This window comes from uncultured Shewanella sp. (assembly GCF_947501225.1).
Lineage (GTDB): Bacteria > Pseudomonadota > Gammaproteobacteria > Enterobacterales > Shewanellaceae > Shewanella.
Genome location: NZ_CANMUW010000002.1, coordinates 168,051 through 182,929 on the forward strand (window position 1 = coordinate 168,051; position 14,879 = coordinate 182,929).

The following is a 14,879-nucleotide window of genomic DNA, read 5'->3' on the forward strand; positions in this document are numbered from 1 at the left end:
TTAAAAACGAATTAGGGCGCTTCCCCACGCAAATCCGGCACCAAACGCTTCGAGCAGGATCAGCTGACCTCGTTGAATACGGCCGTCTCTGACAGCTTCATCTAAGGCGATGGGAACCGATGCAGCAGAAGTGTTACCATGTTTAGCTAAGGTTAATACCACCTTGTCCAAGCTCATATCGAGCTTCTTGGCAGTCGCCTTAATGATTCGGAAGTTAGCTTGATGCGGAACCAACCAATCAATTTCAGACTTATCGATCTGATTGATTCTCAGGGTCTCAGTGACAACCTGTGACAGTTGAGTCACTGCAACTTTAAATACGTCATTCCCCTTCATCGTCATGTAACCGACAGCTGCAGAGGTCTCTCCGCTACGGGGAGGAAAAGAACACTTGAGCAGATCCCCTTGCCTGCCATCGGCATAGATATGCGTAGACAGTATGCCAGGCTCGTTTGAACAACCCACCACAGCGGCACCGGCACCATCACCAAACAGGATTATAGTACTACGATCTTCAGGCTCACAGAGGCGGGATAATACATCTGCACCGATCACTAATATCTTTTTAGCAGCCCCTGACTTAACGAATTGGTCGGCGACTGAAAGCGCATAAACAAAGCCGGAGCAAGCTGCTGCGATATCGAATGCTGGAATGGTGTGAACACCTAGCTTTGCCTGGATTTCACAGGCCGCCGCAGGAAACGCATTGCTGGCACTCGTCGTACCGCAGACGATCATATCGAGTTCACTTGCGTCGATACCTGCCATCTCGAGTGCCTTAACCGCAGCTTCGTAGCCCATAGTTGAAACAGACTCGTCGGCAGCGGCAATTCTGCGCTCTGAAATACCTGTACGTTCAACAATCCACTGGTCACTGGTTTCAACCATCTGTTCCAGATCTTGATTGCTACGCACTTGCGCTGGCAGATAGCTACCAGTTCCAAGAATTTTTGTATGCATATAAGGAGATATCAGTTATTAATGTCTAAAAGAATCGACTCGAGACGTTCTTCAATCATCTGAGGGAGTCGACGTTGTGCCTCTGTAACAGCTAGACTAATTGCTTGTAAATAAGCGGATTCATCGGCACTTCCATGACTTTTTACTACAATTCCGCGCAATCCTATCAAACTTGCACCGTTGTAGTGGTCGGGGTTCATCTGATTAAGGACAGAATTTATACGAGGGGCGATCATTTTGGCCATTAATCGTACAAAAAAACCTTTGGTAAGCCCTTTTTCCAGCTGATGCACCAATAAACGGGCTATACCTTCAGAAGTTTTTAAGGTGATGTTACCCACAAAGCCATCACAAACAATCACATCTACACTGCCGGAAAAGAGATCATTCCCTTCGATAAACCCAGTATAATTGATCTGTGGACTTTGTTGTAAAAGTTGACCCGCTTGTTGAACCTGATCGTTACCCTTTATCTCCTCGATGCCAACATTCAACAATGCGACCTTGGGAGAAGCGTTCTTATCAACGGCTTCACAAAGCACTGAGCCCATGACGGCAAACTGAAAGAGTGTTTCAGAACAGCAGGAGACATTGGCTCCTAAATCGAGAAGATAGACAGGTTTTTTATTAACCGCAGGCAGGCAACTGACGAGTGCAGGTCTGTCGATACCCGGAAGCGTTTTAAGTAAAACCTTTGACATGGCCATGAGCGCACCGGTGTTGCCGGCACTCAAACAGGCTTGCGCCTTACCATCTCTGACCAATTCGATAGCCAGCCGCATGGAGCTTTGCTTTCGGTTTCTGAGCGCATGGGCGGGGCGATCAGACATAGTGACAACTTCTGTCGTATGAACGATTTCAATTCGCCGAAGAACCGCTGTTTCAACTTGAGAAAGGTATCTCTCAATTTCAGCTTTATTGCCAACTAGGAAAATATTTAGAAAGGAATATAAACGAAGTGCCTGCAAGGCTGCAGGCACTGTGATGCGGGGGCCATGATCGCCCCCCATCGCATCTAACGCAAGCGTCAGATTAGTCATAAAGGTAGCAACAAATTACTTGTTGATAACCTTTTGACCACGGTAGAAACCATCCGCAGTCACGTTGTGACGACGGTGTAGTTCACCACTCGTAGCATCCACTGACAATTGAGCAGTGCTCAATGAATCGTGTGAACGGCGCATTCCGCGCTTTGAACGAGATTTTTTATTCTGCTGTACAGCCATTTGACCTGTCTCCTAGATTACTTGCTCTTCAGTTTTTCTAACACTGCAAACGGATTTGGACGCTCCTCTTGAGCGGGTTCAATCTCGCCTACTACTATGTCTTGATCCCCTTGCCCACAACTTTCGTTAGCATGCACAGGTATCAGAGGCATAGCGACTATCAATTCATCTTCAATCAATTGATGCAGACGAACTTCGCCTATTTCATTACACTCAATAGGGTCATACGCATCCGGGAGCTCATCGATTTCAGCTTCACTCCCACAGGGACTAAAGTTGAAGTCGACCGTAACCTCAGTGGTAAATAGCGTCATGCAACGTTGACAATTCAGAGTGAGCTCCGTCACAGCCTTCCCTTTCAGGTAGACTATCCCCTGTATATCTACGCCACATTCCAACGACACTGTCACATCGGAACAGTCGCCGGCACATAATTCATTCAATCGCTTTAACTGCTTACCAGGAATCATGCCCTCATAAGAAAGCTGACTCGCCGAAGCGCGTATAGGATCAATTGAAACCGGTATCTTTACTGTTTGCATAAGGCGCGCATATTATAGTTTGAAATCCTCAGAGTCAAAGGAAAATTTTCCATCTTTAAATAAGAAGGTAAATTGACCGTTCATTTTGACCCTAAAAACAAAAATTGATGGATTAGAAATTTTACCCAAGCGGCCTGATTTACTCAAGTATCTCATGATTAAAATAGAAGCGGTTGCGCCGTTTGATCCATAGAAAAATTAAAACAGAGTGATGTTCAACATGAAACAAAGTGAAACTGCCGCTTAATTTACACCTTTCAGGTACTAAATCTTAGCTTATTGTGAAAAAATCACCTACTCAGACCACAACAACTCCTCTGTTCAGGAACAGATAATTTATGCCCTCTCAGATCATTTTAGCTTCAACCTCACCCTATCGGAAAGAGATACTCTCAAAATTAGGCATTCCATTTTGCTGCTGCTCTCCGGATATTGATGAGACGCCACTCCCGCAGGAGACGCCTGAAGCCCATGTTACCCGTTTAGCGAAAGAGAAGGCCCGAGCAGGCGCACAATCATTTGATCAAGGCCTGGTGATCGGTTCCGATCAGGTGGCCGTTATCAACGGCAAGATAATCGGCAAACCACTCAACCATGAAGCCGCAGTTTCTCAACTGACTTCGGCATCGAATCAGATCATCACCTTTTATACCGGCATAGCGCTACATAATATAACGACCAATGAGACCGAGGCTCGCTGTGAGACCTTTAAGGTTCATTTCAGGGCGTTAACCCAGGCACAGATTGAGTACTACCTGAGAAAAGAGCAGCCATATTTTTGCGCAGGCAGTTTTAAGAGTGAAGGATTAGGGATCGCCCTCTTCAATCGACTAGAGGGCAAAGATCCAAATACCCTGATCGGTCTTCCCTTAATAACCCTTATCGATATGCTTGCACGTCAGGGATATGTGGTATTGGATCATCACCCCAAGAGCGCGTACTAATGCCGGCTCAGGAATAATGTCTGCTTAGCCACTACACTATAGTGAATACAAATGGAGTAAAACTCCGTGAATATTAACTAGCCGGGTGCTGTGTCGTTATACCAATAGGTATCAACCCAATGCTCGATGGAAGTGGTTGATGACAGATATAGAAGAGGCATTAGCGCTGCTGGCAGCGCCATGCACCGATGAACGTTTTTTCCAGCGAGCGTTAAAGGCACTGGCACTGGTCACACAGTGCAGGTGGGCAGCGTTCGGAAGACCCTCGCCACAAAGGGGGATGGCTGAGGTGGTCGCGTTTTGCGATTTGAAGCACAGCATCCCCGGCTTTGAGTTCAGCCTTAAAGGCTCCCCCTGCGAGACCATCTACCGACTACGCTACCCTGATACACACATTCTTTATCCAAAAGACCTTCAACTCCTGTTTCCTGACTTTCAATTAATAAAAGATCTGGGTGCTAACAGCTATCAGGCTGAGCTGATATTAGCCGACGACGGAAGCCCTATTGGGCATATATTGGTCATGGACACACAACCCCAGACAGACTCGGTGAAGTCCCGGGAATTTTTCAGACTACTTGCCCAGAGAATAGGTGTCGAATATAAACGGCTTCTCATCTCACGGGAGCTGGCTATGCATAAAGAGATGATCGCGGTATCTGAGCAGTTTATGTCGTTTGTCGATCACCAGTACCGCTATCATGTTGTCTCCAAAGGCTACGAATCCATATTTGATCGACCGGTTGCGTCATTTATCGGTAAAACGGTTGAATCAATCCATGGCAAAGAGGTGTTTGACCAGCACCTTAAACCTCTGTTGGATCGATCACTGTCAGGAGAAACCCTTAATACCCAAACCTGGATACACCCTCCAAATCAAGCTTCTCCTATGTATCTCAATGTTCACCATAACCCCTACTATGATGAGAGTGGCAATATCATCGGCGTCATAGTCTCGGCACACAACATCAGCGAAATTCATGCTGCAAAGGTGGAGATTGAGCACTTCGCCAACCATGACCCTCTCACGGGTCTGTCTAACCGACGTGCCCTGTTCGAAGAAATAGAGCAGAAGATGGCCGCACAGCAGGCTGACGAACTTAGATTTGCCGTCATGTATATCGATCTGGATGGGTTTAAACAGATAAATGACAGATTCGGCCATCACCAGGGAGATAAGATACTGGTCGATGTAGCCACACGTCTTCAGGATAGTGCCGGCGAGAATGAACTGGTGTCTCGAGTGGGTGGCGATGAGTTTGTGGTAATAGCCAGCTTCAGTTATGGTCAGCCGGAATCGACTTATCGTAAAAAAGTTAAACTGCTCAACGAGAAGTTTTCAGAGCTGTTAGCCATGAAAATAGCGGTCGATGGACAGCACCTGCCTCTGAGTGCCAGCATCGGCAGCTATATAGCCGAAGGCCATGAAACAGACCTATCGGCTATCTTGTGTAAAGCCGATAGAGATATGTATAAAACAAAGAAAGCTAAGTGAGTCATCCAACCTGAAAAGCTCAAACATTAAAATGCCCCGCACATTCAGGCTGGTTCATGATTAAAGGTGATCCAACAGCTCAAGTGGCGAGCTTACGATAACCTTAGGCTTCGCCTGTTGCAGCTGCTCTATGCCATGGGCACCATAGTTAACCCCGATCGCATCGATACCGGCATTGTTGGCCATATTGAGGTCATGCACCGAGTCACCAACCATAACCGCCTTGTCGGGGGAGATATTAAGCTCATTGAGTAGCTGGAAAATCATCTCGGGGTTAGGTTTGCTCTGAGCCTCGTCGGCACACCTGCTGGCCACGAAGTGGGTATTCAGCCCTGTTTCACCAAGAACGCGGTTTAAACCGGCCCTCGCCTTACCTGTTGCTACGGCGATCTGGTAACCAATTTGGTTGAGCTGTGCCAGCAAAGATTCAACACCGTCGAACAGAGGGCTCGGAGTCTTATTGAGCTGCAGATACTGTTGCCTGTATACCTCAATCATCTCACCATGAAAGTCAGAACTCGCATCCGGGTGAAGCACATTTAGTGCTTCACTCATAGACAAGCCAATGATATCCCGAATGGCACTCTCCGAAGGCATAGACACATTCAATGTCACTGCTGTCTGCTGCATACAGTTGACAATTTTGCCGATGGAATCCATAAGGGTGCCATCCCAATCGAAAATCACTAACTCATACTGCTTCATACTTTTACCAGATTATCTAATGTTTGAGTAAGAACAGGATCCAGAGGTGCCTTAACAATTAACACCTCATCGGTTCCCGGATGTGTAAACCTTAACTGGGCCGCATGAAGAAACAAGCGGTTTAAGCCCAGGGCCCTCATGCTGTCATCAAATTTCTGTTCACTATACTTTTCATCACATGCAATCGGATGGCCGGTGTATTGGCAATGAACACGGATCTGGTGAGTCCTTCCCGTGACAGGGCTTGCCTGAACTAATGTCGCCCCTTGATAACGTTGTAATATCTTATAGCGGGTCTCACACTCTTTACCCTCTTGATTGACACGTACTATACGCTCACCGGATTTCAGGGTGAGCTTAAGCAAAGGTGCTTTAATCACCTTATCACGAGCCTGCCAGGTACCTTTTACCAGCGCCTGATAATCTTTCTGCATCTTCTTGAAGCGAAGTTGATCATGAAGGTGCCTTAATGCACTACGCTTCTTGGCGATGAGCAATACACCGGATGTGTCTTTATCTAAACGGTGAGCAAGCTCCAGAAACTTCTGTGTAGGCCGTAGAGCGCGCATGGCCTCAATGATGCCGAAGTCAACACCACTGCCACCATGAACCGCAAGACCGGCAGGCTTATTCAAGACGATAATATGTTTATCTTCGAAAAGTATCCGGTCCTCTAATTGAGAAACCTTACTCAACTTAGCTGATGGGCCGGGACGCTCCTCCTTATCGGACATGCGCACGGGAGGTACACGAACAATATCGCCATCTTGTAACTTGTATTCAGGCTTAATCCGCTTTTTATTGACCCTAACTTCGCCTTTACGCACGATCCGATAGATCATGCTCTTAGGTACGCCTTTTAATTTTGTTAACAGGAAATTATCTATACGTTGCCCGACATGATCTTCATCAATTGTGACCAACTGGACTTTAAGTTTGGGTGCTTCGGTATTCATGGTGCGCCTTTTGTACATCTGGAAGCGCATTGTACATCAAGTTACAAGAATTTTGTTCCTTTCCATTTGCTGAATTTATTGATTATTGCTATATTTCATCCGCTGTTGGGGACAATCAGTGAATAAAGTGTTCACAAATCCCACAACACTCGCGCATGAAGCAGAGACTAAAAACCTTTTCCATTTGTAGCAAATCATTGATTTGCAAGTTGTTTTATCAATATAAAACCGAAAACGAGTTTTAACGACTAAACAAATAGGAAAAGCCACTTTACATGGTGGTTTCTCTAAAAATCGCACCCAAAATTCGAAGTTTAATTTTAACTTATCATCAGACGCACACTAACTCGATTTTGGCATTACCGGAAAGTACAGAATAATTTATGGGGTTGGTTGACGTTTTACAACGAATTCCTTGTTTTTGTAGATATATAAAAAATAAGCCATAAATGGATGCGACACGCAGTGACTGCGTCTTACAGAAATGCGCACCTTGCCTAGACACCGGCCGTGAGGTCTTGTTACTAATGCTAGGCCCGTAATGCACCGATAAAATCGTTTGATGACCTTATTTTAGAAGAATTACGTCATAATGAAACGGATGTTAATTAATGCAACTCAATCTGAAGAGTTGCGCGTTGCCCTTGTTGATGGGCAGCAACTGTATGATCTGGATATCGAAAGCCCAGGTCATGAGCAGAAAAAAGCGAATATTTACAAAGGTAAAATCACTCGCGTAGAACCCTCCCTTGAAGCCGCGTTCGTCGACTATGGCGCCGAACGTCACGGATTTTTGCCACTCAAAGAGATCGCCAGAGAATATTTCCCTAAGGGATACTCTTTCCAGGGCCGCCCAAATATCAAAGAGGTGGTTAAAGAGGGGCAAGAGGTCATCATTCAAATAGATAAAGAGGAACGAGGCAACAAAGGTGCCGCGTTAACCACCTTTATCAGTTTGGCTGGCTCATATCTGGTACTGATGCCTAATAACCCACGTGCAGGCGGTATCTCCCGTCGAATCGAAGGTGATGAGCGTACCGAACTTAAAGCGGCGATGTCTGAACTCCAGGTACCTCAGGGTATGGGCTTAATCGTTCGTACTGCGGGAGTGGGTAAAGACTCAGCAGAACTTAAGTGGGATCTAAAAGTACTGGAGCATCATTGGGCTGCGATTAAAGAGGCAGCGGATGGACGTCCGGCTCCCTTCCTGATTCATCAGGAAAGTAATGTCATCGTACGTGCAATACGTGACTACCTTCGTCGTGATGTCGGTGAAGTACTGATCGATCACCCACGTATCTTTGAAGATGCTAAGCAGCACGTTTCGCTTGTGCGTCCGGACTTTGTCGACCGTATCAAGCAGTATGAGGCCGAAGTTCCGCTCTTTACTCATTACCAGATCGAAACACAGATCGAGTCTGCATTCCAGCGTGAAGTACGTCTGCCATCCGGTGGCTCGATTGTTATCGATCCAACCGAAGCCCTCACCTCTATCGATATCAACTCCGCTCGAGCTACCAAAGGCGGCGATATCGAAGAGACGGCACTGAATACAAACCTGGAAGCGGCTGACGAGATTGCACGTCAACTTCGTTTACGCGACCTTGGTGGTCTGGTTGTTATCGATTTCATCGATATGACTCCCGTCCGTCACCAGCGTGAAGTGGAAAATAGAATGCGTGATGCCGTGCATCATGACAGAGCACGCGTACAACTGGGTCGAATCTCCCGCTTCGGCTTGATGGAGATGTCCAGACAGCGCCTGCGTCCTTCACTGGAGGAGTCGGCTGCTCACCTATGCCCTCGCTGTCATGGTCAGGGAACCATTCGTGGCACAGAATCCTTAGCACTATCGATTCTTCGCCTGATGGAAGAGGAAGCGATTAAAGAGAACACATCTCAAATCGAAGCGATTGTCCCCGTCGATGTGGCTGCATTCCTGCTCAATGAGAAGCGTAAAGCTATACGTATCACAGAGCAGCGCCATGATGTAGAAGTGTATGTGATCCCTGATCCAAACATGACAACACCTGACTACCGTGTCGTGCGTCATCGTAAAGATGACCAGATCAGTGAGTCCAGCTACAAACTGTTAGATAAGCCAGAAGCAAAACTTTACGAGCCGCGCAAGCTTGAACGTGCTGCGCCACCTCAACCTGCTCTGAAAGGCTTCTCTGCGCCCACTAAGAAAGTTGAAAAACCTTCATCGGTCAAAAAAACTGTCAAGGCAGCACCTAAAGCCGATGCCGAGCCAGGCCTGATATCTAAACTTCTCTCTGCAATAGGCGCAATGTTCAAGCCTGAAGAGAAGAAAGAGGAGCCAAAGAAGAAACCTCAAGCCAGCCGCAACAGTCAAAACCGTAGTAACCGACGTAATACCCGTCGCAACGACAATCGACGTAACCGCGATGACAAAGAGCAAACCGGTGACAAGGGTGCGCGTGGTAACCGTAACAAAGGGGCCGACGGTGACAACCTTGATAAACAGGTAAAAGGAAAAGAGGATCAGGCTAAGCGTCAGTCGCGTAGTGACAGCAAGTCTCGTCGCCAGGCTCAAGGCGGTGACAGCGAATCTAAAAACCAACCTAAGCAAGAGGTGGCCAGAGAGCGCCGTCAACGTCGTAATATGCGCCGTAAGGTCCGCGTAGAAAGCGAACAAGCTCAGGTAGTAGATGAGAATCAGGTCGTCACTGAAACTCAGGCAAAAGCTGTTGTGAGTGAAGAGAAGAGTACGCGTACCAAGCGTCAACCAAGAAAGTCTAACAAGGCTAAGTCTCAGCAAGAGGTGGCTCAGGCACCACAGGAAGCCAAGGCAGCTAAAGTTGAAGTGGAAGCTGAAACTCGAGTCGAAGCGCCGATAACTGAAGTTTCAGAGACAAAGAAAGTTGAAGCTCACGGCGAACAACCAGCTGCACCTGCAGTAGAAGAATCGACTAAACCGGTAGCAGACTCAACTACAGCCGAGGTTGAAACTACAGCATCGCAAGCAACTGAATCGTCTGAGGACAAAGATCAACGTGAGCCTCGTGAAGGTCAACGTCGCAGTCGTCGAAGCCCTCGTCATCTTCGCGCCGCAGGTCAACGTCGTCGCCGCGACGAAGATAACGGAGTTGAATCTACCTCAGATTCTGCACCGGCGTTCATTCCCAATGAAACCGAAGTTGAAAATCAAGCTATCGAGAATCAGCCTGCCCCCCAGGTGACGGAAGAGAAACACGCTTCGAAGGCCGCATCATCTGTTGCAGCTGCGCCGACTAAACCGGCTGCACCGGCAAAGCCTAAAGCAAGCGAGAAAGCCGAAGCACAAGCTGCACCGGCAAAACCTGCCACGCCGATTAAGGCCGAAGCAGAAGCCGCGCCTGCAAAACCTGCTGCACCGGTTAAGGCCGAAGCGCAAGCCGCGCCTGCAAAACCTGCTGCACCGGTTAAGGCTGAAGCAGAAGCCGCGCCTGCAAAACCTGCTGCGCCGGTTAAAGCCGAAGCGCAAGCCGCGCCTGCAAAACCAGCTGCGCCGGTTAAGGCCGAAGCAGAAGCCGCGCCGGCAAAATCTGTTGCGCCGGTTAAGGCTGAAGCGCAAGCCGCGCCGGCAAAGCCTGCTGCGCCGGTTAAGGCTGAAGCGCAAGCCGCGCCTGCAAAACCTGCCGCGCCGGTTAAGGCCGAAGCACAAGCCGCGCCGGCAAAGCCTGCTGCGCCGGTTAAAGCTGAAGCGCAAGCCGCGCCGGCAAAACCTGCTGCGCCGGTTAAGGCCGAAGCGCAAGCCGCGCCTGCAAAACCTGCTGCGCCGGTTAAAGCTGAAGCAGAAGCCGCGCCTGCAAAGCCTGCTGCGCCGGTTAAAGCTGAAGCGCAAGCCGCACCTGCAAAACCAGCTGCGCCGGTTAAGGCCGAAGCGCAAGCCGCGCCGGCAAAACCTGAAGTACAGGTTGAAGCAGTTGCTAAAGCCGAGGCAGAGGTTACTCCAGCGGTTGAAACTTCGAGAGTTGAGAGTGAAACACCAACAGCCGCTGTTGCTGCACAGCCAAAGTCCGGAAGCCGATTCGGTACTATGGTGACTTCGGATATGACTAAGCCGGTTGTTGAGACCCGGGAAAATATTGCGACGCCAACCGGACGTCAATATGTAGCCTCCGAATCTTCTGCTCCAACCGAAAAAGCAAGAACGGCAAATACGGCTAATTCGGAAATGGCAAAACCATAACCTATAGTTAAGCTGTTTTTTCTAAAAAGCCATGCATGACAGCATGGCTTTTTTAATTTTCTTACCGCGGATAATTTGATAGTATGCGCGGCCGCAATTAAATCTAATTCAACAAAATTACAACAGAGGCTAAATGTTCGATCTTATTCGTCACAAAACCGCCAGTAGCAAGGCCGATCTTCTATCGGGCTTAACAGTGGCACTTGCACTTGTTCCTGAAGCCGTTGCGTTCGCCTTCGTTGCAGGTGTAGAGCCTATGGTTGGCTTATATGCAGCCTTTATTATGGGACTCATCACCGCACTTATCGGTGGTCGCCCGGGCATGATCTCCGGTGCTACCGGCGCTATGGCTGTGGTTATGGTCGCCCTGGTTGCTGAGCATGGAGTGCAATACCTTTTCGCCGCGGTCGTACTGGCCGGTCTCATTCAGGTCTCATGTGGCCTGTTGAGATTAGGTAAGTTCATTCGTATCGTTCCCTACCCTGTGATGATAGGTTTTGTGAACGGTCTGGCAATCGTCATCTTTCTGGCTCAACTGGGGCAGTTTAAGATACCCGGCGTTGATGGTGTCATGACCTGGTTACCTCAAGATCAACTGATGTTGATGCTTGGATTGGTACTGTTAACGATGGCAATCATTCAGTTTTTACCAAAATTGACTTCAGCAGTGCCCTCTTCGTTAGCGGCAATTGTCACTGTCACCCTATTGGTGGTCTTCCTTGAGCTTGATACCCGTACCGTTTTAGATTTCCTGAAATCTATGAGTGGTGACGAGAATGCGACCATTGCTGGTAGTCTCCCTACCTTCTCGATCCCTGCCGTTGCTTTTAACCTAGAAACGCTTTATATCATTCTTCCATATTCGATGATCTTAGCTGCTGTGGGTTTGATTGAATCATTACTGACCCTGACCGTTATCGATGAGATGACAGATACACGTGGTAAAGGCAACAAGGAGTGTATCGGACAAGGCGTTGGTAATATCACCAGTGGTTTCTTCGGTGCCATGGGCGGTTGTGCGATGATCGGCCAATCTATGATTAACATCAACTCAGGTGGTCGTGGCCGTTTATCAGGGATCACTGCGGCAGTCGCTCTGCTTGCCTTCATCCTTTTCGGTTCCTCACTCATCGAGATGATACCGTTAGCTGCGCTGGTAGGTGTGATGTTTATGGTTGTACTTGGTACCTTCGAGTGGGCCAGCTTTAAGGTAATGAGAAAGGTACCTAAGCACGATGCTTTCGTTATCGTACTGGTGACTATCGTAACCGTATTTACTGATCTGGCATTTGCGGTATTTGTCGGTGTTATCGTGTCTGCTTTGGTATTTGCCTGGGAGCACGCGAAACATATCAACGTCGATATCAGCGAAGATGCCAACGGTTGGAAGGTATATAAGCTCAACGGACCACTCTTTTTTGGTTCTGCCGCCGAGTTTTTAGAACTTTTCCACGCTAACAGCGATCCGGAAGATGTAATTGTAGATTTCCAAAACTCCCGGGTATGTGATCATTCGGCGTTAGATGCTATCGATACCCTTGCAGAGCGTTATGGTTCGAACGGCAAGAGACTCCACCTTCGCCACCTGAGTAATGATTGTAAAAGGTTACTGCATAAGGCTGGTGATCTGGTTGAAGTTAACCTTATCGAAGATCCTCACTACAAGATTGCTGATGATAAATTAGATTCATAATTTTCCTGCTATCTGGCAAGTACTAAAAGGGCGAGTGAAAACTCGCCTTTTTTAATGCCTGAGCTATTTTAATTTGGATGCGAACGCTAAACGAAACTTCTCAAGTTTAGGTTTAATCACCATCTGGCAATAGGGCTGCTCACCATTGAGCTCAAAGTAGTCATTATGGTAGTTTTCGGCGGGATAAAAGCTTTCGAAGGCACTGATCTCGGTAACGATCGGATCTGACCAGAGCTGCGCCTGGGTTAACTGTTCAATCATGCGATTAGCGGCATCTGCCTGCTGCGCATCATGAGTAAAAATGACCGAACGATATTGGGGTCCGACATCATTGCCTTGACGATTGAGCGTTGTGGGATCATGACTCATCCAAAACACCTGCAATAGTTCATCAAAACTGATAATGGCCGGGTCGAATTTAACCTGCACCACTTCGGCATGGCCGGTCGCTGCACTACAGACATCACTATAGTTAGCCGTATCGGCACTGCCGCCACTATATCCGGGGGTCGACTCAATGACGCCACTGAGTTCATTAAAGATCGCTTCGATACACCAGAAACACCCGGCTCCGAATGTTGCTATGCTCACTTGTGGAGTTTGTACCATCTCACCGGCCGCCTTAAAGTTGAGCGAAACAGAGTTAACACAATGCCTGACATTTTTATCGGTTAACCTCTCCCCCTCAAACACATGCCCTAAGTGACCGCCACAGGCGGCACAAACAATCTCTACTCGCACGCCATCCCTATCGGCAACTCGCTTCACGGCCCCGGTGATCTCATCATCAAAGGCCGGCCAACCGCAATGCGCGTTAAACTTACTCTCTGACAGGTACAGAGGCGCGTCACATCGTTTACACAGATAGACTCCCGCCGCATCATGCAGGTGATACTCACCACTGAAAGGCCGCTCGGTGCCCTTCTCCTCTATGACAAACCGCTCAAAATCATTCAATTTATTCATTGTTATGCCTCTATTCCGAACAGCTACACTCATAAGACCTGCCGGCATGATTATCTCTTTCACACGAGTTCCCGGCAACAGTCTGCTCAATGAAACGGGTAATTCCTACTATTTTAGTCGGGATTTGACTGATTTTATTTTTCAAGCCTCGTTTAATATTATCCAACTGTAAATACTAGATTTATTTGGCAAGCCTATAGCATTGATTCAAGTGAAAAACAATTAAAACGTGATTTGCATCACATTTGATTGCAGGGAGTTCATCGGCTGGTTAGAATGCGCCGGGGTCATAAAATAAGAAGAAATTACATGAAACTAGAAACAATAAACTATCAGGCTGAAGATAGCGCAGAAAAATTTGTCCAGTCCTTACGAGATACCGGCTTCGGTGTACTCTCAAACCACACCATAGACAAGTCACTGGTAGAAACCATCTACCAGGAGTGGCAGGTGTTTTTTAACAGCCAGGAGAAACATGACTTTCTCTTTAAACCGGAAACCCAAGATGGATTTTTCCCCTCTGAAGTATCTGAAACGGCTAAGGGTCACACGGTCAAAGATATCAAGGAGTATTATCACATCTACCCCTGGGGGCGTATTCCTGACTCATTAAGAGAGAATATTTTAACCTATTATGATCGCGCCAATGAGTTAGCGGCCGAGTTGCTTCAGTGGGTTGAAACCTATACCCCCGCCGACGTCGCAGTCAACTACTCCATCGCACTACCTAAGATGATAGAGCAGAGTCACAAGACCCTGCTGCGCGTACTGCACTACCCTGCCATGTCAGGCAATGAGGAACCCGGTGCTATTCGCGCTGCCGCCCATGAAGATATAAACCTATTGACCATCTTACCCGCCGCAAACGAGCCGGGTTTACAGGTAAAGACCAAAGATGGAAATTGGTTAGACGTACCCTGTGATTTCGGTAATCTCATCATCAATATCGGCGATATGTTACAGGAAGCATCCGGCGGTTACTTCCCCTCCACGACCCACAGAGTCGTAAACCCTGTTGGAACAGACACAAGCAAGGCAAGGGTCTCACTGCCTCTGTTCCTCCATCCTAAACCTGAAGTCGTTCTTTCAAACAGGTATACCGCGGACAGTTACCTGATGGAGCGTCTCAGGGAGTTGGGAGTGATTTAAGCCCCTGCCATAGTAGGTAGCTGACAGCTTTAAAGCCAGTCAGAACCG

The 14,879-nt window shown here is 47.9% G+C and carries 12 protein-coding genes; 5 read left to right on the top strand and 7 right to left on the bottom strand.

Going from position 1 to position 14,879, the window contains the following annotated elements; translation table 11 throughout:
• Genes Q1B47_RS04325 through yceD form a run of 4 tightly spaced genes read right to left on the bottom strand, consistent with a single transcriptional unit; the run spans position 1 to position 2,728 of the window.
• Entirely contained in the window at positions 1–960 is a 960-nt protein-coding gene (locus Q1B47_RS04325) for a beta-ketoacyl-ACP synthase III (RefSeq protein ID WP_299789171.1), read from the bottom strand.
• Between the two features lie 11 nt (positions 961–971).
• Positions 972–2,000: a phosphate acyltransferase PlsX gene (gene plsX / locus Q1B47_RS04330; protein ID WP_299789174.1), complete on the bottom strand. Its 1,029-nt coding sequence runs from the start codon at positions 1,998–2,000 to the stop codon at positions 972–974.
• A 15-nt stretch (positions 2,001–2,015) separates the two neighbouring features.
• The gene (gene rpmF / locus Q1B47_RS04335; protein WP_020913118.1) at positions 2,016–2,186 is read right to left on the bottom strand and encodes a 50S ribosomal protein L32; all 171 of its coding nucleotides are present in this window, start codon (positions 2,184–2,186) and stop codon (positions 2,016–2,018) included.
• Between the two features lie 17 nt (positions 2,187–2,203).
• Positions 2,204–2,728 carry a 23S rRNA accumulation protein YceD gene (yceD, locus tag Q1B47_RS04340; protein WP_299789177.1) on the bottom strand — a complete coding sequence of 175 codons (525 nt, stop codon included), beginning with the start codon at positions 2,726–2,728 and terminating at the stop codon, positions 2,204–2,206.
• Between the two features lie 338 nt (positions 2,729–3,066).
• Here yceD and Q1B47_RS04345 point away from each other — a divergent pair, with 338 nt between their 5' ends.
• Together Q1B47_RS04345 and Q1B47_RS04350 are read left to right on the top strand one after the other, a co-directional pair.
• Complete coding sequence (locus Q1B47_RS04345; RefSeq protein ID WP_299789180.1) at positions 3,067–3,672, top strand: Maf family protein; 606 nt, start codon at positions 3,067–3,069, stop codon at positions 3,670–3,672.
• Between the two features lie 139 nt (positions 3,673–3,811).
• Positions 3,812–5,167: a GGDEF domain-containing protein gene (locus tag Q1B47_RS04350; RefSeq protein WP_299789183.1), complete on the top strand. Its 1,356-nt coding sequence runs from the start codon at positions 3,812–3,814 to the stop codon at positions 5,165–5,167.
• A gap of 60 nt (positions 5,168–5,227) precedes the next feature.
• Here the strand turns inward: Q1B47_RS04350 and Q1B47_RS04355 are convergent, their stop codons facing one another.
• Entirely contained in the window at positions 5,228–5,872 is a 645-nt protein-coding gene (locus Q1B47_RS04355) for an HAD-IIIA family hydrolase (RefSeq protein WP_299789186.1), read from the bottom strand.
• Positions 5,869–6,828, bottom strand: a complete 960-nt coding sequence (gene rluC / locus Q1B47_RS04360) for a 23S rRNA pseudouridine(955/2504/2580) synthase RluC (RefSeq protein WP_299789189.1) — start codon at positions 6,826–6,828, stop codon at positions 5,869–5,871. Before rluC ends, Q1B47_RS04355 begins: the two co-directional genes overlap by 4 nt.
• Positions 6,829–7,420: 592 nt before the next feature.
• Between rluC and rne the strand changes: the two genes are divergently transcribed.
• Both rne and Q1B47_RS04370 read left to right on the top strand, forming a co-directional pair.
• Positions 7,421–11,023, top strand: a complete 3,603-nt coding sequence (gene rne, locus Q1B47_RS04365) for a ribonuclease E (protein ID WP_299789192.1) — start codon at positions 7,421–7,423, stop codon at positions 11,021–11,023.
• A gap of 133 nt (positions 11,024–11,156) precedes the next feature.
• Positions 11,157–12,716: a SulP family inorganic anion transporter gene (locus Q1B47_RS04370; RefSeq protein WP_299789195.1), complete on the top strand. Its 1,560-nt coding sequence runs from the start codon at positions 11,157–11,159 to the stop codon at positions 12,714–12,716.
• A gap of 63 nt (positions 12,717–12,779) precedes the next feature.
• On the opposite strand, the gene Q1B47_RS04375 is transcribed toward Q1B47_RS04370, so the two are convergent.
• Complete coding sequence (locus tag Q1B47_RS04375) at positions 12,780–13,682, bottom strand: bifunctional methionine sulfoxide reductase B/A protein (RefSeq protein ID WP_299789198.1); 903 nt, start codon at positions 13,680–13,682, stop codon at positions 12,780–12,782.
• A gap of 309 nt (positions 13,683–13,991) precedes the next feature.
• Here Q1B47_RS04375 and Q1B47_RS04380 point away from each other — a divergent pair, with 309 nt between their 5' ends.
• Positions 13,992–14,831, top strand: coding sequence for a 2OG-Fe(II) oxygenase family protein (locus Q1B47_RS04380; protein WP_299789201.1), 840 nt, complete (start codon positions 13,992–13,994; stop codon positions 14,829–14,831).
• The last annotated feature ends 48 nt before the right edge of the window (positions 14,832–14,879 follow it).